Raw genomic sequence first — 25,998 nt, forward strand, 5'->3', positions numbered from 1 at the left:
CGCTGCCCTTCCCATAAAGCAATCATACCGCCTTACCCACTCAATGTGTCGAGGAGCCTGTATAACCAATATTAACCAGAGAATTTACGACATGCTGGTAACTTATAGATTGAAAGAAATCAATGATATCAGTTGAATAAACAGTTAGGCTAGAACAATGCGGTACAGCTGCGTCTTTCGTTGATTTTCCAGGAATGAATCCATAAACATCTTTGTGGTTATATAATTTTCCCAAGTGCACACTTAACCATTTCTGAACAACTTTAAGACCCGCTTTGGGTGCGGTTATAGTTCTCACCTTCTTGCCATTTTTTATTTTGAATTTCCTATAATGCCGATCGCTCCTTTTGGTGATTGATACGGCAAATCCTGTGCTAAAGCTGAATAATACAGATAAAACTTTTAGCGATGTAACAGGGGGCAATCCATTTTCTATGAGCCTCTCTATTTCAATACCATCAGATGCACGCGTCTCTTCAGAAAGAGCCTTTTTCAAGTCTTCTTTATCAAAAAAAGAAACGAGGTATGGTGGGCTTTTCATGCTATAAGCAAAACCTTACTTAGGTTTTCGTTGAAGTCGTCGGCCAAGGCGGCGACGATCCGAAGGAGCGGCGGCGCATTGGCCGACGAGCCTTCTGTCTATGGTATTCGCATGTGGGCATGATTCACACCCTCGCGGCATAAAAGCACCATACCTCAATTACCATTATACCAATCTACATCTCTAAACGCAAGCGCCCTAGAAATATCAGAACTGTTTCTGTATGCACCATGTGGTATTACTCTAAGAGCTGCTTCGGTCGGCACGTAACCATATTGCATAGAATGAAGTTTGACCCTTACGAGCAGACCTTTTCGTCTCATAGAATCAATAATAGTCATTATCCTATCTTTATTATTTTTATTTTTAGCAATTTTCATTTTTGCACAATACTCAGCAATTATTCTCTGCTCTCTCGCGGGAGATATCACTTTAATAATTTTTAGGATATCAACCTCCGAAAATTTTTTTTCATCAAGAAAAAATATGTTCAGAATTTTTTCTCTCCTGCCTTTATAATAACTCTTGATATCTTTTTCGATAGCCTTTCTTTCTGGCTCTTTGATTACATTCTTAATTGTTATTGTTAGTCCATCTTTTTTGACGACAGAGTAAATAAAATCAAATTTTGGTGTCTTTCCGTACTTCGCAGTCATAAGAGCTAGAAATTCATTCACATGCGAGTTACTTGACATAATCAGCCTCCTAAATTAACTGTGGCAGAATTCTTTCGACTATTCTTTTATGCGCTACCACTGTCGCATACCACCCTTTGGCATCTTTCAAATTATTTATAGCTTCAGCATATGTTGTAAATAACGGCTTGCCAATATCGTAGTCACAATTCTCTCGCAATGCTCTTGATTTATCAATTATGGCCGCTAGTTCGTTCAGCGAAGACACTACTGCCGAATGCTCGCTGTGTGAAACATTGGCGCGGTTCTTATTGGCTAATCTCCTTAGTCTGCCTAATTGTTTTGACATTTCAGCATGCTTAATTCTTGAGGCATCATCCTCCAGTTTAATATGCATAAGTATGTCACGCAATTCTAGATATGCTGAATAATAGTATCTACTTATGGCGCTTCTGTACGCAGATTCGCTATGTGCATTAACAGATGAGTCACGCTCTTTTTTAACGTGGCTCGATAACAGGTTTGCAATGTAGTGAACATCCCGCGACGTGATCATGAATTTAGTGTTCTCGCGTCCCTTTGAAGTGATTGATATGCAAGCTTGAGAGCTTTTGCCCCAAGCATGCTAGCATTACGCTTCACAATTTAGTGCCTATCAGTGTCCGCTCTCTTTCGCGGGCACGACAAAACTCCGACTTGACCGATCCTCCCGATATCTGAACTTCTAACGCAACCCAACGTCTTGTTTCAATCGAATGGCAGTAAGCCACCTCCGTGACCTTCTCCGCCATTTCTATTCCTCAAACTCCGCATTCTTGAACTTCAGCACGTTGCAGTTCTCCTTCACGGCACGCTGCAGGCCGTCGTCGAAGCCATCAGACGCCGCCTCCGCCTGGATCTCGATGGCAATCCTGACCTTAACGCCGGTGCGCATGGTGAACTGTTGGACTACCTCGTCGACCAGATCGGCGAACTGTTTTTTGGCCTGAAAGGGATCGAGGTCTATGCTACCGTAAAACTGCTTCTTGACCGCTTGTTCTGCAGTGGCGCCGCCCGTCGAATAGCCACGCGTAGCAGATTCCTCCACGCGGGACGCGTCGTTACTGGCAGGACTTGTGGTTGTGGCTGCACCGCCACCACCGTTGACGGTCTTGGTCCGAGATGCCTCCTCCGCTGCCCGAAGTGCCTCTTGGTAAGCTGTAGCGGTCGCAGGCTCGATCAAGAGCAGCGCCGTATCGAGGATGGGTACCGTGCGCTGGCCATAGACAAATCCAACATAGCGTCCATCTTCTTTGCCTTGGGCTAGAGCAAAAAAGTCGCGGCTCTCCGCGCCTACAGCCAAAGTATGGTGAAACACCCGATCGTCTTTGAGCCGCGGCAGGTAGAGTTGCTGGCAGCTCTGCTGCCAGACGTTCAGGGCGTTGGTCTCCTTGACACCGTCCTTCCAGAACCAGTCCTTCAGCACTTTGGCCAAGTGGATAGGTGCCCACTCACTGATAAGCAGTTCGTTCTCCTTGAGCACGCGCTCGATTTCTTGTGACCAGTTTTGCGCCCCGGGGTTGACCTGGAAGTGCTCCCACCGCAGCTCGGAGAGGCCTTTACCAGGGCGTGCTTCCTGCATCGGCGCCAGGAGCCACTTGTAGGTCTCGCGAATCATGCGGCGCAGGGTCTCCTCGGCTTGCTCCAGGCTGGCGCTCGCCTGCTTGGCCATCAGGTTGTCGAGGACGATGCGGTTGTCCTTGTAGTCGGCGACGATGCTGCGCCATGCCAGGAACGAACGCACATGGTCCTTCAGGCGGCCCACGCTGTCGTAGTCCGCGGCCAGGAAAATCAGCCGGTTCTGCTTGAAGCGGGGCTGGTCGCCGCGCTTCTTAAGGATCTCGGTGGCACGGTCGATGGCCAGGCTTTGGCCGCTCTTGCTGAAGGCGGCGTCAGGCGGCAGCACCACCAAATGCAGCGCCCAGTCGTCGGGCACATCGCCGCTGCCGGTAAAGACGTGGATACCTCCGAAGACGCCGCTGGCAAAGCTGCGCTGCACGCGATCGCGGACGGTGGGGAATACGTCTTCCTTGTCTTGGAAGCGGCGCTTGCGCTCCTCCATCTCGCGCCGCAGGTTGGGCCGCGTGTCGAGCCAGAAGCGGTTGTTGGCGTGGTTGAGGTAGTGCAGCCGGTCACCCAAGCGACGCAGCGCGTCTTTGAACAGGTTAGGTTGTTGTCCCGGCTGGGCCACGCCCAGGATCACGCGCTCCAGTTCCAGACCACGCACGCCCTGGTTGGATGTGCTGGGCGCGCTGCCCAGAAAGATGGCGCGCGCTACACGGCGGCAGGCTTGCACACTGCCGAAGCGGGTATCCTGGTTCTCGATCTCCCAGGTCTCTGAACGCTCGCCATCCACGTCGCGCTCGATCACCGGCGTCCAGCCCTGTGGCAGATAGTACAGCACCTCGTTCAGCGTGTCGGCATCCATCAACGGAAAGCTGCCGGGCATGATCAGCGGATCGTTGTTACCGTCCTTCCACAGGCGGTGGATTACCTTCGCCATCAGTTTCAGCACGCCGCGCGTGCGCTGGAAGTTGTCCAGCGTTGACCAGTCCTCGTACAGGCGGTCGAACACCTCAGGGTGGATCGGGTAGGCGCGCGTCAGTCGTTCCAGATACTTGCTGTCCTGCGTTTCCTGCGGAAAATCGTCGTGGTTTTCGATGTAGTAGTCCGCGAACGAGCGGCAAACCGACTCCATCGCCAGTTTGTCGTTGATGTTGGCAAAGAGCCGCCGACGCACGATCTCGAACGCCTCCTCGGTGGCCACCGGCTTCCACAGCGCCTGAATGCGCCCAAAGTAGTGCGAAAGCGAAGCCAGCGCTTTCTCGCCGCGCTGGCTACCAGCCTCCTTGACGGATTCCGGCAGCGAGGCGAGCAGCACGGCGGTCGGCACGGCCTTCAACGCTTCCGTCAGCGCCTGCACGAAGCTGAGGTTGGAATCGAAGGTGCCGCCGGTCAGCGCCTTGCCGTCCTCGAACTGGCGCACGTAGGCCACCAGCTCGTCGATGAGGATGACGCAGGGCGCAGATTGTCTCAGCAGCGTCTCCAATACCGCCTTGCCGGGTGACGTGCCCGAAGCGTCGGCATCCGCCACCAGGTCATAACCTTCAGCACCCCCAAGTTGCCAGGCCAGATCCCCCAAAGCGTGCGCACCATCAACCCCTCGCGCTGCACGGGCTGGTTGGGTGAGGACTTAATGCCGTCGAGCACCGCGATGCGCGCCTTGGGCAGTTCCGTCACGCCCGCTGCGTCGAGAATGGCGGGCACGCCTTGCAGGTCGCTGACCGGTGCCTCGCCCTTGGCAAGGTGATACACCGCCAGCATGGTGTGCGTCTTGCCGCCGCCGAAGGCTGTTTGCAATTGGATCACCGGGTCGCCACCTTGGCCCGCAAGGCGCTTGACCACCGAATCCAGCAACAGTCGCATGCCTTCGGTGATGAAGGTGCGCTGAAAGAACAGCGCCGGGTTCTGATATTCCGCGTTGGCCGTGCCCGCATGCACGCGCGACAGGTCGGCGGCGAATTCGGCCTGCTGGAACTTGCCTTCCCGCACATCGGAGTGCGGCTCCGCGATCTCGCGCCAAGGTTTCAATGCCATGTTCTTCCTCTCAGATGTCCAGTTGACCTTGCGAGCCGAGCACGCCCGCCTCGCCAGCGGCCTGTTCGATGGCGCTCCACGCCGTCACCAGCTCGTTGTAGGCGCGGGCTTCCTCGGCCCAGCCCTTGCGTTCGCACAGGGTGTAGAGGCGGTAGGCCAGTGCGCGGATAGGCTCGGCGCGGGCGGGCATGCGGGCGAGCAAGGCGCCCGCAGCGGATTCGCCGTCCTGGTTCAGCGCGCGAATCAGCTGGTGCAGTGCTTCCCATACGGGCAGGCGGATGTCGGATTCCGGCGACCAGTCGCGCGCCAGTTCCGCCCAGCGCAGCAGGCGCAGTTCGCCCTTGCCGGCCTCCACCACGCCAGTGGCTTGCAGGCCAGCCACGCTGGTGCCCTTGGCGCGCGCCAGCACGTCAGCCTCGCCGTACTTGCCGGTGGCCCAGCCTTGTTGCTCGAACCAGTGCAGGCAAAACTGCGTGTCGGCGTCGAAGTCGTCTTCGGCCAAGAAGCGGTTGATCAATTGCAACGCGGTGCGCACGCTCATCGGCGTGCCGTCGGCCTCCAGCACCGCGGCGTATTGCGAAAAGATGGCCATCCCTGGGCCGATGATGGCTTGCGAGAGGTCTACTGGCGCGACGGGAGAATTGACGCCGCCACGGGTCATGTCCAGCAGCGCCTCGGGCAGCACGGCATTGAGTTCGCGGATGAACTCGCGGCGGCTGACGGTAGCGGCATCGAGCGCGCGTTTGTGGCAGACGAGGACGATGCTGGAGGCAAGGGCGTTGGAATCCTGATTTCGCTTCCGATTTTCTCGTTCTGTGCTCATCGGCCATGTGCCGGTAATGGCAAAACTGGCCGCCAGCACCGCTTCCAGAAAGGTTTCCCAGCCGGTGCTGGACGTGCCTGAGTCCCCCGTGGTTTCGCTCTGCTTGAAAGCGTAGTAGATCGTCACCGGAAACGCCGGATGCGCCTGCTCGGCCAGGTTGTGGATGGCTCGGGTCATGCCATCCAGAAAAAACTTTTCCGCTTCGGTCTTGCCCCCGTGGCGGTAAGGCGTGGCGACCAGTTCCTCGGCCTTGGGCACGGCCAACGTCGTATAGAGGCTGGGGAAGATGGGACGCAGTGACTTGCGCAGCCAGACGTAAAAAAAGTCCGAGAGATCCGCGTAGCCGATGTTGTCGTAGTACGGTGGATCTGTAGAGACTACTTTTCGGAAGCTGATGTCTTGGGCAGCGGCATCACTCTGAAACACTTTCCCGAATGCATGCGGATTGGCTCCAGTAGCCAGGAGCCCAGCAACCGTATTTGACAACATGCTTTCAAATGAGCCGCTAGGGCCGGTTACCACATTAGCCTCGGCAAAGTCCCATGACATTGGAAGTGCTTGGCGCCCGAAAGTGTCTCCGGGACATTGAACTCCCGACTTGAAGGTGACGATGCTGCTGGAGCGATTCGCAGTCTTGCTTGCGCTCAAAGCCAAATACACTCCAACTGCCTGCGCATACGCCGTCGCACCCGAACCGCCGGCATCCAGCCCCACGCCATCATCGGCGAGACCAGCGGCCAGCGCATCCTGCCGGCACTTTTCGATGGCTTCCTGCACCAGATCGGAAAACGTGGTCAGGGCAACCAATTGGCGGGAAGTGAAGATGTCGCTCCACTTGGTCATGCCGTAATTGCCGACGCGAAAACCCAGGGCCTGCTGGAAAAACTCGACTTCTGGCTTCCATTCCGGTTTCGCCTGCCAGGCAGTGGCCTCGTGCTCGGCAGTCGGTGCCAGATAAACACGCCCCCGCGCGCCCTCGGCCACAATCGCCATCAGCCTCGCACCCATGCGGCCTGTCTGCCCTTCGGCCTTGATGTAGTCGCCGCTGATGGGCGCGCCCGAGATCACACACCGGAAGTTCGCGCCACGACCGGCAGCTTTGGTGCCTTCCTTCGCTTCATCTGGAGGTTCACCCACTTTCACCGTGAAGCGATATTTATCGCCCTCGACCACGGGTTGCACATAGACTTCCTTGCCCGCCTTGCTGCTGAGGATGAAGGTCGAAGCCAGCGGAACATCCACATGGCTGAACGCCGGGTTGGGGCTTTTGACCGTGCGCGCCCATAGCCAGGCGATGACGGTTAGTTGCTGTCCCAGAAACGGCTTCAGATCGGGCCGCTCGGCCACCATCTCTGCGGAGACTTCGATCTTCGGGTACAGATGGCCGATGCGCTTTTCGGTCTCGGCGCCCATCCACGCTCCGTAGCGCCGCACATCCTCGGCCAGGCCGCGTGCGCCAGACCAGTCCTCATGTAGTTTTGCCTGCTTCTCGCCTTGCGGAACCGGGCCGACAGGTTTGCACCCGGCAAAGCGCGGCGGAATCTCAATCATCGCCTTGTTGATGGTGACGGCCACGGGGTTGAGGTCGGAGGCGTAGCTCTCCAAGCCCAGCCGCTGCGCCTCAAGCGGCAGCGCACCGCCGCCGGCGAAGGGATCATGAAAGGCGGGCAGTTTGTCGGGGTTGAACAGCTCGGCGGCCTGCGGGTGGCTCTTGTTGAGTTCGCAGGTCTCGCGCCAACTACGCACGATCTCTGCGCGGGCGCGGGCCAGCACGTCCTCGTTGTTGGTGTTCTCCCACTGCACCAGGTCTTCGATGATCTTGAACAGGCGCTCGCGCTCGATGGCGGCCTTTTCCTTGTTCACCCCATACTTGAAGCCGCCGCCCTGCTGGTAGCCGGGGTCGTTAACCATCTGCGCAAAGATGACTGCGCGAGCTGCCGCCAACGGACGGCGTGCCCACCATAGGTGCAAGGTGGAAGGATGACCGTGACGAATCGACTTCTCACGGGCTGCGGCAACATTGATGGCATCGAGCGGCAGCGCGACTTCAATGAGTTTTTTTGGGCTTTTGATGGGAGCGGTCATGTTTGGCCTTATTTCCAGTGCGCTGGACGTTGGAGCACAAAGCCATCAGCTTTGACGACTTGTTCGGGTAACTGGCTGGCGCGCAGTTTGTTTTCGCTGATGGCAAGGTGGCCGCTGGCGTGTTGCTTGAGTGCCTTGGAATGGCGATGGGGCGGGAAGGCGACGATGACGCGCTTGGATGGAAAGCGTTCGCGCACTCGGCGGATGGGTGTGGTGAGGTCACTGTCGCCAGAGATGACCAGGGCCACGTCGAAAGCATTGTCGAAGGCATCCGTCATCAACTGGATAGCAATGTTCACATCGGTCATCTTTTCTTCGTAGTCCAGCCAAGTGGCGTGGCATGCCCGGCACTCGCGTTTCTTTTCCAGGTAGTGGCCGAACTGACTCTGAACCCCTTGAACAGCCAGTGCCTCCAGATAATCGTTCTGCCGCTTCTGGTCCGCCGCATTGCGGCCATTGTCACAAATACGGGCGGAGAAGTAATGGGTGGCGACTAGTTGCTGGCCTGGTTTGAGTAGGGCGCGTGCAAGCGCGGCCACATCCAACCAAAAGTAGCGCTTGAATCGGGCCTGCTTCAGGCCGAAGTACAGGTTGAAACCATCTATATAGGCGGCGACGCGAGTCATGGACGTGTTTCCGACCCCTTGCCATGCGGTGCGAAGGTGATACTATACGTTATACGAACCCCCCCGGAGATAGTATCTCCGGCCCGACGCCCCGAAAGGGGCGTTTCTTTTTTGTGGGTTGCCCCTGGCCCCGCCGGGAATCGCATCTCCGGGCCGACGCCTCCCTCGCGGAGACGTTTCTTTTTGAGACTACGCCAGTACATCACTGCATTCTCTCCGCGTGCACCGCCCGCGCAAGCAACTCGTCAAGGTCGAGGTTAATGCTGGTCACCGCCCAATCGGGTTCTTGTGTGAAGGGTTTCATGACGTAGAATGGCCCTTCGTGCTGCTCGCCGTCCACCAGCACGATGGCGAGGATGAATTTATCCTGCTGGTTCAACCCGTAGAGGATTTCGTTGCGGGTCACGGTAATCGTGCTATGTCCCTTGGCGCGACCCTTCACCTCAATATGCCGGGAGGGTGGGAGCTTGCCATCCACGGCTTTTGGCAGACTGGTCACGTCCCAACCGCATTTCTGCGCCGAGACATCGATGACCTCATGACCAAGGGCACGCTCGGTATCCATGACGACCTTCATGGCCACCCGTTCCACATGGGCCCGGGCGTTGGCGTCTGCCGACCATCCGGACTGCCCCTTGCGCTGTGCCAAAAGGCCAGCGGGGATCACCAGTGCGCCGCCCACCACCACCGGCGTCGCCGAAATCACATGGCGCATGGACAGAAGTTCCTTCTCGCGCGTCTCGCGGCGGACGCTCAGGTCATCGATGGTACGGCGCACGTTCTCCAGTGTCAGGCGAACGTCTTTGCCAGCGGCCATGTCGTCTTGCAGCTTGATGTAGCGATCGGACCAGAAGTTGATCTCCTTGACCAGACGCTCGTTGACCGCGGCAAGGGTCTTGTCGATCATCTTCTCGCGGCGGGCACGCACCTCGTCAAAGTGCTCCGGCACCAGATGCGTGGAAGCGTGCGCCAAGGCCTCCTGCTCAAGATTCTGCGTGATCCATGGCGCGGCCAGCACATCTTCGATCAGGCCCATGTCGGCCTTGCCGATGGGTTCGAGGTCGAGGTGCGGTGCCCAGCCGGCATTGATCGCGACGCCCTGCGGGTCGATCTCAACGAACTGCATGCGGCGGGAAACGACATGGGCGGGGTCGCCACCTTCCTTCACGGAATGATCGATGAGGAACATTACCCTAGGGGTGAGGCCCATGTCGCTTGGGTCTACGAGAACGGCGCCTTGCTTGAGCTGGTTACGATGGGCTTCCAGCACCAGGTCGGTGATCGACTGCATCAGCGGATGCCCCGGATGGATCAAACTGGCCATCGGCGCGCCGATCCGGTCGGTGAGGCGCACGTATTGCTTCTCAAAACATACGCGCTCGTATTTGCGCAGCACGGGGGCGAGGTTGCGGCGATCTCGCCCGGCAATTCTTCGGTCGCGCTCGCGGATGTTGGCCGGAACGTGGGTAATCTCATAGCGGCTAGGTTCGCGTGGGCGCAGCTCTCCACCCAGTTGCTGGAATGCCTGGTTGAAGAAGGAGCGGATGAAGTAGGGTTGGAGCTTGCGGGCCTCGGCCTTTTCCATCTCCTCCTTCACCGCGAACAGGCGCTTCTCGTCCATCACTTCTTCGCATAGCGCATTGCGTTTGATGATGTTCTCGAGGTGCTCGGTATCCAGCGCACCTTCCACCCTCTGGAGCAGGCGGGCGCGGACTTCGGGATCGGCTCCGTAGCGGATAGCTTCGATCAGCAGATCTTTGAGAGGCTTATCCTCGAAGACCTCGCCCAAGATGTCGAACACGCGGCCGCCCAGGGCCTGACGCTCCACCTCCAGCTTCTCGAACAGACGCTGGAAGACATCCCCCTCGCGGGTCTCGGCGGCCACCATATTCCACAGGTGGCAGACCTCGGTCTGGCCAATGCGGTGGATGCGGCCAAAACGTTGCTCCAGACGGTTGGGGTTCCAGGGTAGGTCGTAGTTGACCATCAGGTTGGCGTTTTGCAGGTTCACGCCTTCGCCCGCAGCGTCGGTAGCGATGAGCACGCGCACGGCAGGGTCATTGCGGAACAGCTCCTGCACCTTGCGGCGCTCTTCGCGTTTGACGCCGCCATGGATCATGACTACGGCCTCCTCGCTACCGATCAGCCCACGGATCTTGACCGCGAGGTAGTTCAGCGTGTCACGGTGCTCGGTGAAGATGATGAGCTTGCGCTGGCGTCCATCGGCATCGCGCATCTCTGGGGTATTCTGCAACAGCTTGGATAGCTCGTCCCACTTGCGATCCTGGCCAGAGTGGACAACCTGCCTGGCCTGCTCCTCCAGGCCTTCGAGGATGAAGATCTCGGCTTCGAGCTCCTGGATGGTCCGCGCGGCGGTGGCCTGATCAACGACGGCTTCCTCAAAGTCCTCGTAATCTTCAGGCGAGAATGCATCGGCCGACTCCCAGATATCTTCTGGGGGATGGTTGAAGCCGATTGGACCAAGGGTCTCGGCCAACGCCTGGCCGCGATTCCGCAGCTTTTCTTCTTCGACCCGGCGCGTCAGTTTGATACGCCGACGCTTGAGCGACTGGTAGATGGCCTCGGGGCTGGAGGCCAGACGGCGCTGCAAGGCGGTAAGGGCGAAGCCCACGGTGCCCTTGCGTTGACCGTCGAGTTGATCGGCCCGGTTCATTTCCTCCTTCACGTAATCGGTGACGGCGGCGTAGAGCGCAGCTTCTAGATCGGAGAGTTGGTAGTTTGTGGTGTAGGCACGACGTTCCGGAAACAGGCGCGTGCCATCGAAACGGAGCATGTCTTCCTTGACCATGCGGCGCATCAAATCGGAGACATCGACCTTGTGGGCGCCATCGCGGAACTTACCGTAGAAACGGTCAGCGTCCAGCAGTGACAGGAACAGCTGGAAGTCCTCCTCCTTGCCGTTGTGCGGCGTGGCCGTCATCAACAGGAAGTGCCGCGTGATCGAGCCCAGCAGCTCGCCAAGCTGGAAGCGTTTGGTCTTGTTGACCTTGTTGCCGAAGTAGTTGGCCGAGAGCTTGTGCGCTTCGTCCACGACCACCAGGTCCCAGTGCGACAGTCGCAGCTTCTCCTGCAGGTCTTCGGCGCGCGCCAGCTGATCGACGCGAGCGACCATCAGATCGATATCATCAAACGGATTGCCGCTACGCGACTGCTCGACCTGCTCGCGTGAAAACAGCGTGAACGAGAGGCCGAACTTCTCGAACATTTCGTCTTGCCACTGCTCGACCAAGCTGCCGGGAGCGACGATGAGCACGCGCTTGGCGTCTGCCCGCATCAGCAGCTCGCGGATCAAGAGACCTGCCATGATGGTCTTGCCAGCGCCTGGGTCGTCGGCCAGGACATAGCGCAGTGGTTGGCGCGGCAGCATGGACTCGTAAACCGCCGTGATCTGGTGCGGCAGTGGCTCCACGTTCGACGTGTGGACGGCCATCATCGGGTCGAAGAGATGGGCCAGATTGATGCGGTAGGCCTCGGCAGCGAGCTTGAACTCATCCCCGGGTGCATCGAATGCCCACGGGCGGCCTGCTTCGGCCAGCGACAACTTGGCCTCGTCCGTGCGAAACAGCATGCGCTCCCGCAGCTTGCCGTCTGCGGTCTTGTAGTAAACGGTGAGCGAGGTATCGCCTACCGGCTCCGTGGTGACGACGCGGACCACTTGCCCAGGTTCGATACCCGAGATGGCCGAGTTCTTTTGAATCTGTTCGAGCTTCAGCACAACCTCTCCCGATATTTTCGTTCAGTCTACATGACTACAGCATCGGATGCATAAGGCTACTTGGGCAATCTGAGTGGGGTATGGGGGATCCTTCATGGGCCAAGTTTTTTTAGCTGCCCCTTGCCTATAAAACGAAAATGTCCGAGCGGTAAATTGCTTGAGGCGCAGTAGTACCGGCATGCGTGCTCCGTTGACACCGCGCCAGCTATCCACAGGAAGCATCGGATGGCTGGGGTGGACAATGATTCGAATCAAACCGATCAAAAGCAGTGGTGGTGCAGCCGGGGTCGCGAAATATCTGCGCAATGAACACACGGGCGAGGCGGCAGAACAGGCCGCTGGCTATTATAGCGAGCGCGGTGGAGCGCCCTCTTTTTGGGCAGGTCGGGGCGCAGAAGCCCTGGGTCTTTCGGGAGCCGTGGATACCGACCAGTTCCAGGCACTGCTGGAAGGGAAACTGCCGGATGGCACGGATTTGGCGGGACGGCACCAGAATCGCCGCATGGGCGACGGCTATGTCCTCAGCGCTCCCAAGTCGGTGTCGATGATGGCCTGCGAGGATGAACGCTGGAAAGCATGGCACGACGAGGGGGTGAAAGCAGCCATAGCGTTTCTGCAGGAACGCATGGTCTATGCGCGTCTGGGCAAAGGCGGCCAGATATCGGAATACGACGGGGACATCATCGCCGCCGTGCATCGCCACGAGGACGCCCGCCCGGTCGATGGGATCGTGGATATGGACCTGCACAGCCATGTGACGGTCATCAATGCCATGCGTCGCTCCGACGGGCAATGGACCAGCATCAACAATGACCAAGGCGTCGACTGTGAACTCCAGAAAGAAGCCGATGCCATCTACCTGGCCACCATGGCCCGATTGGCCGTAGAGCACGGCTATGAACTGGAGCAAAGTGCTACCGGTTTCGAAGTGGCGGGCATTACCCGCGACCAGATCGAGGCATTCAGCCGCCGACGGGGACAAATCCAGGCGGATCTGGGCGATAAGGGCGGCATCGAGGCTGCCAGTGTCGCGCAACGGGACGCGGCCTGGTCCGCCACCCGGGCGGAGAAACGGCAACTGAGCCAGTCGGAGCAGCGGTGGGAGTGGCACCAACGCCTGCGGGAAGCCAAGGTTCCCACCCGCGACCTATGGGTGAAGAGCCTAGAACGCGCCAGACAGCGGGAAATGCCGCCCCCAGACCGCGCAACGCTTGCCGTACAGGGGGCGCTGGAGCATTGCAGCGAACACGACACGGTATTTTCGCAGTCCGCCGTTCGTGCCGAGGCGCTGCGGCAGGGTATGGCAGCGGGGGTTTCCGTCGAGGCAATCGACGCGGCCCTACAGGCAAGCGTCGAACTATTGGATGCAGGGCAGGTAGATCGGGATGGAACCGGCAAGTTGCGCCGGATGCATACTACCCAGCGCGCCGTGCAGGAAGAGTTGGCCATCCAGACCATCGCCACCCAGGGGAAGGCCGAAGCCCTCCACTCCCCGGAATCGGCGTCGGCACTGCTGGAGCAAAGACAGAAGGCGCAAGGTTGGAACTATTCCGATGGGCAGGTTGAGGCCATACGGATGGCCCTCATCGGCAGGGAGCAACATCAGGGAATAGTGGGTGCTGCCGGCGCCGGAAAAACCACCAGCATGGCTGTCATCGTGGAACAGTATCGACAGGCTGGATACGAGGTCATCGGACTCGCCCCCTCGGCCAAGGCTGCTGCAGAACTGCAGTCTGCGGGCTGCCAGACGCAAACCCTGGAGTCCTTCCTGCGCAGCAAATCGAGCGAAGCCTCTGGCCAGATCCTTTATATCGTCGACGAAGCGGGCATGGTCTCGCGTCGGGATTTGCTGCGCTTCTATCGGCGTGCGCAACAGGACGGAGCAAGGACTCTGACCGTGGGCGACCCCCGGCAATTACAGGCCGTGCAGGCCGGTAATCCCTTCGAGCAACTGTTACGCTGTAACGGTTTCCGCCAGGCCAGCATCACCCAGATCAACCGGCAAAAGGACCCGGCACTATTGGCCATTGCCGAAGCCTTTGCCGGCGGGGACGCAGAAAAAGGTTTGCGGCTTGCCGATCCGTACCTGCGGGAGATTCCCCTGCCCGATTCAGTGCCAGGCCAAAAGAAGATCGACAAAGCCGTCAAGCAGGAATGTTTGGCAAGGGCGGCGGCGGCTTCCTACCTTAGGCTGTCTTCCGAGGAGCGCGGGCAAACACTGGTTCTGGCCGCCAGCAATGGCACGAGACGGATCGCCAATACCGAGATCCGCACGGGTCTCATAGAGCGGGGGGAATTAGGCCCGGAATCCGTGGTGATCACCGCTCTCGACAAGGTCAGCCTGAGTGTTGCCCATCAGGCGCAGGCTGCGTTCTATCGTCCGGGGCAAGTGGTGGAACTTGGCCGCGCGGAGTCCGGCGTTGGGGAGCGCGGCACCCGCTGGAGGATCGTGGGTACCGAAAATGGCAAGCTGCAAGTCGTCCCCTTGCATGCGGAGGCGAAAGCACCAGTACATCTCAGGCCCTCGACCACACTGCAATTGTTCGATGTGCGCCCGATGGAATTGCGCGAGGGCGACCAAGTTTTATTCCGACAGAACGACAAGAGCCGAGACATCGATCTTCGCAACGGCGATGATGCCGTCATTGCCATCCAGAATGGAAAAGCGTTCGCAACGCTGCGCGATGGAAAGTCGATAGAGCTGAAAGCCAGTGAAGTCATGGATTATGGCTACTGCCGCACCGTTCACGCCTCCCAAGGCGCCACGGTGGATCGGGCGATCGTCATCGCCGAGCGTAGCCGCGCTGGGGCGAACCTCGGCTACGTCGCGCTGAGCCGAGAGAAACTTCACCTGGAAATCCTGACCGACGACAAGGAAAGGCTGGTCGAGAGTTGGGGGAAATACGTACAACAAGAATCTGCGCGGGAGGCAGCGATGCGCGGCACACTGCAAAGTGCCAGAGACCAAGCCCGAGAAGTTATCTCTTGCCAGCTGGCCCATGCTCGTGCCGAAGAAAGAACTCAGCGCGAAACCCGGAAAAGAGAAAAGGCACGAGACACCCTGACCGCCAAAAAGCAACGCAGCCCTGCTTACGACCAAGGCATTGGTTGGTGACACTGGCCGAACCCTGCGATCCTGCCGAAATGCTGGCGGCAACGAGCGTGAGCCAACTCGACCGCGAGCCTTCTCCGGCAGCACAAACGCCACATCCCGCCAGGGTGCGTTTGTGCGGATAAAAGCCTACCCGCAGGGTGGGCGTAACCCAACGTAACTACATGGAAACATTCCGTGGGTACACGGCAAAGCGTGTGAATCAACGCTCTTTGTGAGGCATTCCCGTGCCACTCCGTGTCAACCAAAAATCAAACCGTGTTTTGGGTTGACATTGCGCCAGCTACGGGTGAGCGGCGCAAATCTGGCACAGGGCGCGGATGCCGCTTTCAGGAGGATGTCGTATGGCGCGAACGCTTACCGCAAAGGTGCTTCCCTACCTCGAAGCCATCGAGGCGGCGCACAGGGCCGGCGAATCGTGGAAGGATATTGGTGCGTTGGTGGAAGCGGCTATAGACGTGCGTTTCGGGTCGCCCATTTGTTTTGGAAATGCGGTCCGACGGGCACGCAAAGGGGTGGACGATGGGCGCCTATGGGTCGAGCAACGGCCCTTGCCCGGCATGGCGCACAAGCCTGTGGGTCTATCGCCAATTCATAAAACACCGATATCACAGGAACCACGTAAATCACTTTCTGTTGATCTGGATAAACCGTAAAGGAGAGTTTATGAAACATCTGGTCATTAGCCATGGCGATAAAGGCGGCGTGGGTAAGAGCATTTTTTCCATGCTTGCTGTTGAGTTTGGGTTGTTCTCCGGACGGAATGTTGCGATTGTGGAGGGCGATACGAAAATCGGGGATGTGAAGGCGCGGTATGAGGACGTGGTTTCGGTCTTGTCGGTAAATTTGGATAAAAGCGGCAATGACGCCGAGAACGCGATAGCCACCCTCTTTAGCCACTTGGAAGCCCTGCAGAGTGATTTCGTAGTCATGAACCTCCCTGCCAATTCCCACAAGGCGATTGACGCCTATGCGGAGATTATCGCGCCCGTTGCGCAAGAGCTGGGGTTGCAGATCTGTGTGGCGTGGATGATCGGGCGGGAGTCCAGCAGCGCGACCCTGGCGAACGAATCCGCCATCTGCCAGTTGGCGGATCGCAAAATGGCCGTAGTCAATCGCCACGAATCCGATTTTGACCGGGATTACTACTGGTTCACGGCTCCGCAGTATCGGGAGAAGTGGATCGCATCGGGTGGTTTGACTGGGGAAATCCCGGAACTGGCGTCCCGCGTAGGAGCCAGGGTGAAGGAATACCAGGGCCAGTCTTTTGCCTCGCTGACGGGTCCGGAAAGCCCGCTCTTCATTGTCGAGCGACAGATCATCAAGCACTGGCTGCAAAAATCTTGGCAAGGGTCGGTGATCCCCTTGCTGGAGGGGGAATGAATCATGCGCGATGAGACCCAAAAAGAAACGACGAACACGGAACCGATGTCCCAGGTACTGAAGGGGATCAGTGCGGAGGATCTCGGTGGATTCCTCGACTGGTCAACGCGCTTTCGGATCGGCCCAGACGACCCGATGTGGGGCGCAGTACTTGCGACGAAGATCTCTTACCAGGCAGCGGCGGTGTCCATGGAGGCTGCGGCCGACTTATCCGCCCAGGTGGCCACAATCCCGGAGATCATCTATCGAGGAGCGAGGCGCGCGGCCAACGAAGTGGCGACCAGCATCGCAGGGCAGTCCGACGCGTTTGTGACGCGGCTCGAGGCGGGAGGTGGCAAATTCGCCCGGAACTTTTATGCGGAGGTGGAGCCCCTCCTCGACCAGTCGATGAAGAAAGGCGGTGAAACCCTGGGAAAGGCCTTGCAGAGCGGCAGCCTCAAGCTAGAGAAAGCAGAGCAGGCGCTTGCATCCCAGCTCTCGGGAGAGGCCATTCAGCGCTACATCCAAGGTGCAAAGCAGGAAGCGCTGGCCACCTTCACCGACGAGGCGAGGAAAGCCGCCCAGGCGGCTGTGCGGGCAGATCTCACCTGGTCGTACGCAGCTACCGGGGCGGTGATTCTGGTGCTGATCCTGACCGGCTGGATCGCCAACGACATCTACCTGCATGCCACCGACCGGATCACACCCGAACCCATCCAGCGGTACACCAATGGCCAGCGGTATTGCCATCAGGCAGGGCCAGACTATGTGTGCGTTCTCACCAAGGCGCCGCCGGGACCCTGAGGCTCTACCATCACGTCCCATCTCCTTTGGCCTGGCAAGGTCGGTTTGATTCTTCTCTGCCGGGCCATTCGTATGATGGTAGGCTGTGCGCGATTGGTCCACGCCAGGTGTATGCCAGCAACGATCACCAGCATCTGCGGGACATTGCGGACGCTGGAATCTTATACTATGCTCAACGCCAGAGGCTAATTGAAGATGAGGGTTGACGTGATCTCGAAGGACTGAAAAAGACTGGAAGCGGACATGTTGGTGGGCTATCTTATCCTTCGGCTTGCTGGGGCTGGGAGTGAGGATTTCATTGTTTTGTCTTATGTTGACATTTCATGATAAATTCCGAAAAAACAGCAGGTTGTACTTCTCATTGAGGGCCTGCTATGGGACAGAGTGGTTCCAATCGTCCAATGGATAACATTGTGAGTTGATATGCTAATAACAAAATGCGCAACTGACTGCCATAACTGCGGCAAAGAAATAACGACACTACGTCCACTCACTATTGATGGGGAAACGGTATGCTTATATATAGGTTGCACAACAGATAAAAGGTTTGAAGTTGATCTTCCTAAAAAATATTGGTTATCCCTATCCTTGATCACCGGAAACGAAACAAAAGCTGAGTCATGGCTGGCGGCAAGAATACACGAGACAATAACACTCAGCACAAACACGATCGAACGCTATCTGCGAATCAAGCTTGGAGAGTTACTACAACATGAGACAAAATGATGCATTCTGTCTTTTTAATTAAGTAAATATCCTCCGGCTTTGCCGGAGGATATTTACTTATTGATAACTGTAAATTTCTAAAGTGCATTATATCCTAACGGTGAATGGCAGCTTTCGCTGCATCACCGCCTATTCCCTAGCAGTCTGCCAGATCCCTCCTAAGCAATCCCGAGGCACACCACGTCCAAGCAAAATCAGGGGGGAACTGCGATCAACACTTTCCCCGCACCTCAGGTGCCTACGGCGAGCCAGATACCCCAGAACTGCAGGGCGGTACCCGCCAACACAAAGAGGTGCCAGATGAAGTGAAAATACCGACGCGCATCCATCACAAAGAAAACTACACCGGCTGTGTACGCTAGCCCGCCCGCGCCAAGGTACCAAAGGGAAAGGCCGGGAGCCACCTAGTATAAAGGACCTACCGCCAGCAGAATGAGCCAACCCATGAGGAGATACCACCAAAGGGATAAACCCGCAAAGCGCTCACGGAAACGCCAAAGAAGCAGGGCACCGACGATAGCCAGCGACCACTCCGCGGCAAAAAGCCCCCAACCGAGAGGCCCGCGCAGCATTAGGATACTCACGGGCGTGTAGGTGCCGGCAATGAGGCCGTAGATGGCCGTGCGGTCCAGAATCTGCAGACGCTCCTTTTTGGGCCCGCTGCGCCAAGCGTGATAGAGGAGAGAGTTCAGATAGAGCAAGGCTGCTGTGAACAGAAAGAGTCCCAGTGCCAGGAGAGCCCGTGTCGATAGCGACGACCAGTGCGGCACGACCAGTAAGACAAAAGCGGCCATTGCAAGCCCCACACCCGCACCGTGGGACACGGCGTTGACCTGCTCTTCTCTACTGGATTGCTCCCGCATCGCCGCACCCCTTCGCCCGATATACAAGGGGTTATATCAGCCAGTAGCCCCCATGGCAATCGGCCCAGAGTAGTGCCGATAACTCACCTTTTCCCGCGCTGCGGGCATCGGCATACCGGTGGCTCTGCCGCCCCTCTCGCTTCGGAGTAGGTAGGTAAGTGAGCTCTCGACTTTGCGGGGGTATACTTGGACTGGTGCTCTAGTTTCTTTCACTTGACTCTTTTTTCCGATGGGAAGTCGATGCCATGACGATCGATTCGGGACCATCTGACGTAACCACAGAATCGGGCCTCCTGCAACAACTTCCGGAAGAGGAGCGTCAGCGCATAGAAGACCGCTGGCGGATTTATCAATTGCGTCACCATCCTTCCTGGTGGCGGCGCCTGCTCCTGTTCCTGAGCCTGATCGGGCCCGGCATTCTCGTCATGATCGCTGACAACGATGCCGGCGGTGTCATTACCTACGCCCAAACCGGTGCGATGTACGGCATCGGCTTCTTTATTCCCTTTTTGTTGCTGATGATTCCTGTCGCTTATATCGTTCAGGAGATGACGGTACGCTTAGGTGCGGTTACCCATCGCGGCCATGCAGAAATGATCTGGGGACGTTATGGGGCCTTTTGGGGTGTCTTTTCCTTAATTGATCTTACCATTGCAAACATTCTTACCCTGGCAACGGAGTTTATCGGGATCCGGGTTGGCATGAGTGTCTTTGGGGTATCACCTTATATCTCGGTGCCGGTTGCCTGGTTCTTTGCCGCTTCTATCATGGTTTTTTTACACTACAGCACTTGGGAGCGTTTGGCGCTCTGGATTGCCGCCGCCAATATCATCTTTGTGCCATTGGCCATTGCTGCGCACCCAAAGTGGGGACAGGTCATCGCTGCCGTGGGCACCTGGCATATTCCCGTCGGCACCGCATTGGGCGCTTTCACCTACGTTGTTCTAGCGAATTTGGGCACCACTATTGCTCCCTGGATGCTGTTTTTCGAGCAATCCTCTGTGGTTGATAAGGGGCTTACCATTGCAGATATTTTTGGTGGTCAAGCGGATACGGCCATTGGCAGCCTTTCTATGGGGATAATCGCTATCGCCATCGTCGTATTAACAGGGACACTGGTCTATGGCCATCCAGGGGCTTCCAATTTTGACATAGAGGCCATCCTGCAGAGCCTGCAACAAAGTCGATTGGGGAACCTTGGTACCGCTCTTTTTGCTCTAGGTCTGGTCGAGGCTGGACTCATCGCAGCTATCGCCATTACCGCCAGCACTTCCTGGGCGGTGGCCGAGGCTCTCAAGTTGCCACGAAGTTTGAACCTGCGTCCCCAGCATGCACTACCTTTCTACCTGTCTGGTATTCTCAGCGCTGCCCTAGCGGCTATTGTTGTCCTGATCCCTCATGTACCACTGGGTTTCCTAAATCTTACCGTTCAGGTGATCGCTTCCATTTTTATGCCAGCCGCCATGCTGTTTCTTCTTATGCTGCTCAATGACCGAGAGATCATGGGCGAATATGTTAATCGGCCTTGGCAGAATTACTCGGCCTTAACCATTGTCGGATTGCTCATTTTGGCCAATGGGCTTTATGGGTACACTGTGATATTCCACCGAGGCTAGGACTTGTTATGCGTAAATATGATGATTTTAACTCGATTACTACCAAAGAGTTTCTGGAATTTTTTGAGGAGGAAACACACCAGCAGCCCTGCCCCCTCAATCGTGCGCCCGTACAAGGTTGGGTTCGGATCGCCTTCTGGATTCTACGTTTGTATATCCTGGTGATGCTCGTCACAGTAGCTGTTGGCTTTTCCCGTGGGATACATTAAACGCAAAGAATACCTACTTCAAAATATGCCATGGGTTGTTTCCCTAACATCATACATGACCATATTTGTAAACGACAGCTTCCGCTGCGTTCCTGCCATTGGCACGTTCTCTACTGAATAATCGCGTGGCCAGTCTTTACAGTAACAACGGACGTGGTCGCTACTATCGTCAGCGCTGTGCGCTTGAACAAAAGCGATTGTTCTCACCCAGCTAACTCGATGACAGAACGACCCGCCAAGGAAAATACGCATCCTGACGTCCGCATTCATGTCCTACTCACACTCTATAAAATCCCAAGCGAGTTGTCCATTGGGCTCCATAAAATAGGGTGCTGCCGTGACCGATCCGGATGTTTGGGTGAGAGGGCATGCCGCCATGGCCTCGAGATAGGCCAACAGCCGTCGGCGTTTTTTGCTTACCGCTTGCCGTGAGCAGCCCATCATCCTACCCAGTTGTGCCTGGCTTGCACTCGGGAACTCCAGACGCAAGGCCACCAGCTTGCGGATTGCGGGCGGGGCCAGCCGAATGAGACGCTCTGCGGTTCGGTCATCCTCCAGAAACGGTGCGGCTGCCCCTGACGCCACTACCGCATCCTTCAGTAGCGCCATGCCCTGAGCATGCTGTTGCCGGATACGACGATTTGCGAGAGCCTCGGACGTGGTCTTGGAGAGCAGTGGATCATGCTCGAGCAACCACCGATCCGCATCGTCAAGATGAGAGGGTCGTTTGATCATCGTCTCCCTCCTTGATGAGTTCATAGTGCGTGCAAACGCGCAGGCTGAAGGGATAGCAGACGCCGTACCCCGATCCGCCCTTGGGCGGCAAACCGGAGAGCGTGCGCGTGCAACGGCCTAACCCTTGTGGCGGGTTGATGGTATCGGGTTGGAAGTGGGCGCAGGCGCCACAAGAGACGCGGGTAGGTGCTCCCACGCAGGATGATTCCGCCAAAGAGAAAGAAGGATTATTGCCCATTGGCGACACCTCCTGGTGCGCCTTCATGGGTGCGCTCTCTATCCCCCGTACCCCCTGCCCTATGTGAGGGCGCAGAAGGCGCACTCACATGAGGGGCTGTGACAGGTGCGCTCTCATCATATGAAGGCGCAGAGGACGCAGAAGGCGCACTTTCTCCGATGGCCTCCCATCCTTTGGCGGTCAAAGCCCATGCCGTTCGGGACTTGCGGTAGGCATCGCGGTAGTCCTCCCGGCTGATGAGTCCTTCCCGCTCCAGTTGCCTCATGGCGGTGAGTAGTGCGCCGGCGTTGCGGTATTTTTTGCGCGGGAAGCCCACTTCGTCTCGCAGCATGGCCCATGCGTTGGTGTGCGCTTTTGGCTCCGGGCTGACACGCTCCCCTCGCCTAACGAAATCCGCCAGCAGGTGCAGCAGGGTGCTGGTCGGCGGTTCGTTGGGCGCGTCCTCCGCGTCGTGTGCGTTCTCATCCAGCTCCAGCACTCCACCATGAGAGCGCACCAGATGCAGCGGCTCGGCAGTTCGCGGGCCAATGTTCAGCTTGTCGAGGCTCAGGGTTAGGCGGCTGTCGTCATCCTTGGCGGGCGTGAGCGATAGGCGCGCGCGTGCGGAATTGTGCCAGGCCGTGCTGCCGCTGTAGCTTTCGCCCCGACCGTTCACGGCCTGCTTGGGCGTATGGGTTAGCAGCAGGATCGCTGGGTGGCTGCCCACTTGGCGGCATATCTTCGCTAGGGAGCGCACAAAACCTCGGACCTGTGATCGATCGTTTTCGTTGCCCTCGAAAACATCGCTGGCATTGTCCACAACGACCAAGACGGGCTGGTGCTCAGTAAGAATTTCCCACAGTCGCTTATATACGGTGGTCGGCGCGATAAAATCGCGACCCGTTTCCCGATCGCGAACCGATTCGCCAAGTGCGGGATTTTCGGTTGCATCCAGCACCAGCAGACGCTCGGCCAGGGCATGTGGATTTACGTCCAGAGCGTGGCAGAGGGTAGCCAGGCGATGGCGCAGCAAAGGCTCCGCGTCCTCCCCAGAGAAAACAAGCACACGGCCAGGCGTTGTCGGTACTCCCAGGAGAGGCAAGCCCATTGCCACCGCAATGGCCAGTTGTAGCGCGAGGGTGCTCTTGCCGCTCCCACCATGCCCAGATAGCAGACAGATGTGACCACGGGGCACCATGCCGTTCCAGACAAAATCCGGTGGCGGCGAGGGGGTATCGATCACCCCGGCCACATCCACGCGCGGCAGGTCCACCAGTGGCTGTGGTTCGGGAAAGCCACCGTCCACACCAGCGGGCTCAGATGGGGACTTGCGGCAGGTTGCGCACCCATCTCCGTAGGGCAGGACGTTTTGCGTCCAGTCGCTCTCAAGCATGGGTCACCCCCTGCCGTCTTGAGGCCATAAAATCGTTCCAATCGGTGCAGCCCGGTGGGATCTCAGCGGGCGGTGGCAATATCTTTGCACGCGCGCGCTCGGCCGCTTCCCGAGCTTTCCGTAGACCCACGCTGTCAAAGTCCGGGCATAGCACAATATCCAGCGCAGGCCATCGGCGACGGGCCTCTGTGGCCACGGCTTGAAGGTTGCCGGCGTCGAGCCCGGCAATGACGCAGACGAGCGGACGCAAGGCTTGGAGAGCACAGGCGGTGGCCCAGCCCTCGGCAATCCATAGTTGGAGTTTTCCGTCCGGCTTTTCTGCTACTGGGATAAAAGCCCCGGCCTTTTTCATGCCGCTGAGGAATCGCTTTTGACCGTCCGGCCGGATGTACTGCACTCCGCGCAAATATCCCGGAAAATCCAGCACAGGCAGGACCAAAGCGTCACCGCGTTGGCGGGCAATGCCCGGCTCTAAGCCTTTTCTGCGTAGGTAATCGTGGTTTCGGGCGGCAGGCCTGGCATGCTTCCAGACCCATGCGCCACGCTTGGCGGCTTCATAGTGTTGAGCTTCTCTTTCGGTCTGTGCGGTGGCCCGTTCCTGCTCAATTCTTCGGCGCAGGATGGCGAGTTCGACATGGTTCAGGGTTCGAAAGTGCTTGGCACACCAGTTGACGCGGGCTCCGGTTTTCCATGAGCCACCAGCGCCAGAGGCGGGCGGGTCAAGGTGTAGAACATGCCAGCCGTTGCGGGTACCCCGTCGATCGCCCTCGACGTGATGGCGGTGAAGGTTTCCATCGGGCACCAGCTCTGCAGGGCTTGCCGGCGCAACGCCGGCAGCTTGGAGCGTATGGAAGAGCTCAAGACGGGGGTCATTCATAATCCACCCCCTGCCTTTTGACCGTGAGCGATTCTTGGGCGGCCTCGCTGGCGGGGAACGGAATCGTCTGATTTTCTGGGCGGGTTTAACGCGTACTCGAAGTGTTTTTGGGTAAATCTCGGCCCGAAAGCTGTTTTGACCGGAGCGGGGAACTGGCCGGCACTGACTTTATTACGAAGGGTTTGGGGCGCTACCCCAAAAAGCGCAGAAAATGCAGAGTATGTGTAGAATAGTTCTCGGGGTGATTCGCCGTCTCCCCCGCCATCGTCATCGGCAGATTTGCTGCTCGCCTTGCTGCGAGTCGCTGTGGCTGCTCCAGCTTGCCGGCCCTGGCCGCGGTGCGCCTTAGTAACACCCTGAGAGTGAGCAAGAGCTGCTTTAACATTCCCGACCGCTCCGAGTTCTGCATACGGAGAGCGCCTGCTTGCTCTGCGAATGGCGGACCGGCATCGACCGATGAATTGGCTGGCGTCATGGGAACTGCTGATATCTAGCGCATCTGCAGCGGCAATTATGGCCTTGCCGACCGCCTTTTTCTCAATGTGCAGCCATTTCGCAAGGGCAGCAAAAATGCCGAGGTAGCAGGAGGCTCCCAAGGCAGTAACGGCGCCTGCAAGAAGCAGCATGGTCACCGCCGCCAGGGCATCTGCTCCATCCGGGGTCAGCCATGCCTGAGGACTGACAAATAGTCTTATGGTCCAGACGGTTAACACATCGATAAAAGCTAGCAAGACCAACCACCACAACCAATCTCGGATCTGGCGCTTAGGCGCGCGCGACATAGAATTCACGCTTTGAATAGGCTTCAGCATGCATCACCTCCACGATCATAGGATCGGCTAGCCCTGCCGATCACTCCCATAATGTACTTCTGGCTGTTTGCTCGATCAAGCGTGATCAGGATCATGTTGTGTTTCCGTCGACTTAATAGAACAACATATAGTGTGTAACCGACAACGAATGCGCATAATCTGCGCGACACTGGCGCGACACTTGGAAAATTATAGGCAGGGATGGTTCGGTAAACATCGGGAGACGTGATTTGTAACATGCTGATAATATGGTAGTATATTTTCACCCGGATTCTCAGAAGGTTAGCGTGTTATAACATTTGGGACTGAAAATCCTCGTGTCGGTGGTTCGATTCCGCCCCTGGGCACCAAATAACACAAAGACTTTACGTGACTTTTTGCTAGGTTTTTCTTTCGTGCTGGCATCAAAGACCTGCGCTTTCATGATCTGCGCCATTCGGACTGTTGCGCGGTGATAGCAGTATTTTTAGAATGCTATCATTGATAGCGTAGAGCGCAGGAGGCCAAGATGGCGACAGTTACCATCAGAAATCTGCCGGACGAGGTGCATCGCGCACTTCGTGTACGCGCAGCAACGCATGGCCGCAGCACCGAGGCCGAAATCCGCGACATCCTCGAATCGACCGTTCGCCCGCCGGAGCGGCTTCGCCTGGGCACGGCCTTGGCCGAGCTGGGCCGCCGCGTCGGGCTGACCGATGACGACATCGCAGCCTTCGAGCAGTTGCGCGACAAGACCCCGGCCGAGCCTGTGAGGTGTGAATGATCGTCTTGGACACCAATGTCGTTTCCGAGGCGATGAAAGCGCAACCCAATCCCGCCGTGCGGGCGTGGCTGGATAAGCAAGCGGCCGAAACCCTCTACCTGTCCAGCGTCACGCTTGCTGAACTGCTGTTTGGCATCGGCGCCTTGCCGTCCGGTCGGCGCAAAGATGCGCTGTCGCAAACGCTGGATGGTCTGCTGGAGCTGTTCGGGGGTCGCGTGCTTGCCTTCGACACCGACGCAGCACGACACTACGCCGAGCTGGCCGTTACCGCCCGTGCCGCTGGCAAGGGTTTCCCTACACCAGACGGCTACATCGCCGCCATTGCGAACGCTCGCGGCTTCACCGTCGCCACACGCGACGTTGCGCCGTTCCAAGCGGCCGGTCTCAATGTCATCAACCCGTGGGATGCCCTGCAGTGACGGCACAG

General features: G+C 57.7%; 20 protein-coding genes. 7 read left to right on the forward strand and 13 right to left on the reverse strand.

Going from position 1 to position 25,998, the window contains the following annotated elements:
* Positions 1-40 precede the first annotated feature (40 nt).
* The 8 genes from ORD17_RS04445 to ORD17_RS04480 all read right to left on the reverse strand — a co-directional run bounded on the left by ORD17_RS04445 (position 41) and on the right by ORD17_RS04480 (position 12,082).
* Entirely contained in the window at positions 41-541 is a 501-nt protein-coding gene (locus ORD17_RS04445; protein ID WP_308389677.1) for a hypothetical protein, read from the reverse strand.
* Between the two features lie 155 nt (positions 542-696).
* Positions 697-1,236, reverse strand: a complete 540-nt coding sequence (locus ORD17_RS04450) for a hypothetical protein (protein ID WP_308389678.1) — start codon at positions 1,234-1,236, stop codon at positions 697-699.
* 10 nt (positions 1,237-1,246) lie between these two features.
* Entirely contained in the window at positions 1,247-1,588 is a 342-nt protein-coding gene (locus ORD17_RS04455) for a hypothetical protein (RefSeq protein WP_308389679.1), read from the reverse strand.
* A gap of 381 nt (positions 1,589-1,969) precedes the next feature.
* Entirely contained in the window at positions 1,970-4,309 is a 2,340-nt protein-coding gene (locus ORD17_RS04460; protein WP_308389680.1) for a DUF499 domain-containing protein, read from the reverse strand.
* A complete protein-coding gene (locus tag ORD17_RS04465; protein WP_308389681.1) occupies positions 4,249-4,812 on the reverse strand; it encodes a hypothetical protein in 564 nt (187 codons plus the stop codon). The genes ORD17_RS04460 and ORD17_RS04465 overlap by 61 nt, the downstream gene beginning before the upstream one ends.
* Before the next feature lie 10 nt (positions 4,813-4,822).
* Positions 4,823-7,720 (reverse strand): DUF1156 domain-containing protein, encoded by a 2,898-nt coding sequence (locus ORD17_RS04470; RefSeq protein WP_308389682.1) that lies wholly within the window; start codon positions 7,718-7,720, stop codon positions 4,823-4,825.
* An 8-nt stretch (positions 7,721-7,728) separates the two neighbouring features.
* The gene (locus tag ORD17_RS04475; protein WP_308389683.1) at positions 7,729-8,346 is read right to left on the reverse strand and encodes an NYN domain-containing protein; all 618 of its coding nucleotides are present in this window, start codon (positions 8,344-8,346) and stop codon (positions 7,729-7,731) included.
* Positions 8,347-8,548: 202 nt separating this feature from the next.
* The gene (locus ORD17_RS04480) at positions 8,549-12,082 is read right to left on the reverse strand and encodes a helicase-related protein (RefSeq protein ID WP_308389684.1); all 3,534 of its coding nucleotides are present in this window, start codon (positions 12,080-12,082) and stop codon (positions 8,549-8,551) included.
* A 241-nt stretch (positions 12,083-12,323) separates the two neighbouring features.
* Here ORD17_RS04480 and mobF point away from each other — a divergent pair, with 241 nt between their 5' ends.
* The 4 genes from mobF to ORD17_RS04500 all read left to right on the forward strand — a co-directional run bounded on the left by mobF (position 12,324) and on the right by ORD17_RS04500 (position 17,360).
* Positions 12,324-15,197: a MobF family relaxase gene (gene mobF, locus ORD17_RS04485; RefSeq protein WP_308389685.1), complete on the forward strand. Its 2,874-nt coding sequence runs from the start codon at positions 12,324-12,326 to the stop codon at positions 15,195-15,197.
* Positions 15,198-15,538: 341 nt separating this feature from the next.
* Positions 15,539-15,850: a hypothetical protein gene (locus tag ORD17_RS04490; protein ID WP_308389686.1), complete on the forward strand. Its 312-nt coding sequence runs from the start codon at positions 15,539-15,541 to the stop codon at positions 15,848-15,850.
* A 10-nt stretch (positions 15,851-15,860) separates the two neighbouring features.
* The gene (locus tag ORD17_RS04495; RefSeq protein ID WP_308389687.1) at positions 15,861-16,577 is read left to right on the forward strand and encodes a hypothetical protein; all 717 of its coding nucleotides are present in this window, start codon (positions 15,861-15,863) and stop codon (positions 16,575-16,577) included.
* A 3-nt stretch (positions 16,578-16,580) separates the two neighbouring features.
* Positions 16,581-17,360, forward strand: a complete 780-nt coding sequence (locus ORD17_RS04500; protein WP_308389688.1) for a hypothetical protein — start codon at positions 16,581-16,583, stop codon at positions 17,358-17,360.
* Positions 17,361-18,490: 1,130 nt separating this feature from the next.
* Here ORD17_RS04500 and ORD17_RS04505 read toward each other — a convergent pair.
* Positions 18,491-18,949, reverse strand: coding sequence for a hemolysin III family protein (locus tag ORD17_RS04505; protein WP_308389689.1), 459 nt, complete (start codon positions 18,947-18,949; stop codon positions 18,491-18,493).
* Positions 18,950-19,194: 245 nt separating this feature from the next.
* Here ORD17_RS04505 and ORD17_RS04510 point away from each other — a divergent pair, with 245 nt between their 5' ends.
* Positions 19,195-20,565 carry a divalent metal cation transporter gene (locus tag ORD17_RS04510; protein ID WP_308389690.1) on the forward strand — a complete coding sequence of 457 codons (1,371 nt, stop codon included), beginning with the start codon at positions 19,195-19,197 and terminating at the stop codon, positions 20,563-20,565.
* Positions 20,566-21,047: 482 nt separating this feature from the next.
* Here ORD17_RS04510 and ORD17_RS04515 read toward each other — a convergent pair whose 3' ends face one another.
* From ORD17_RS04515 to ORD17_RS04530, 4 genes are all read right to left on the reverse strand, one after another.
* Positions 21,048-21,509, reverse strand: a complete 462-nt coding sequence (locus ORD17_RS04515; RefSeq protein WP_248885619.1) for a hypothetical protein — start codon at positions 21,507-21,509, stop codon at positions 21,048-21,050.
* Between the two features lie 227 nt (positions 21,510-21,736).
* Positions 21,737-23,119 carry an AAA family ATPase gene (locus ORD17_RS04520; protein WP_308389691.1) on the reverse strand — a complete coding sequence of 461 codons (1,383 nt, stop codon included), beginning with the start codon at positions 23,117-23,119 and terminating at the stop codon, positions 21,737-21,739.
* The gene (locus ORD17_RS04525; RefSeq protein WP_308389692.1) at positions 23,112-23,996 is read right to left on the reverse strand and encodes a toprim domain-containing protein; all 885 of its coding nucleotides are present in this window, start codon (positions 23,994-23,996) and stop codon (positions 23,112-23,114) included. The genes ORD17_RS04520 and ORD17_RS04525 overlap by 8 nt, the downstream gene beginning before the upstream one ends.
* A complete protein-coding gene (locus ORD17_RS04530; RefSeq protein ID WP_308389693.1) occupies positions 23,993-24,808 on the reverse strand; it encodes a hypothetical protein in 816 nt (271 codons plus the stop codon). Before ORD17_RS04530 ends, ORD17_RS04525 begins: the two co-directional genes overlap by 4 nt.
* 508 nt (positions 24,809-25,316) lie before the next feature.
* Here ORD17_RS04530 and ORD17_RS04535 point away from each other — a divergent pair.
* Complete coding sequence (locus ORD17_RS04535; RefSeq protein WP_308389694.1) at positions 25,317-25,571, forward strand: plasmid stabilization protein; 255 nt, start codon at positions 25,317-25,319, stop codon at positions 25,569-25,571.
* Positions 25,568-25,990 carry a type II toxin-antitoxin system VapC family toxin gene (locus ORD17_RS04540; RefSeq protein WP_308389695.1) on the forward strand — a complete coding sequence of 141 codons (423 nt, stop codon included), beginning with the start codon at positions 25,568-25,570 and terminating at the stop codon, positions 25,988-25,990. Before ORD17_RS04535 ends, ORD17_RS04540 begins: the two co-directional genes overlap by 4 nt.
* The last annotated feature ends 8 nt before the right edge of the window (positions 25,991-25,998 follow it).

Origin of the sequence: Acidithiobacillus sp. AMEEHan, assembly GCF_030996345.1 — a bacterium.
In the GTDB taxonomy this organism is placed as follows: Bacteria; Pseudomonadota; Gammaproteobacteria; order Acidithiobacillales; family Acidithiobacillaceae; genus Igneacidithiobacillus.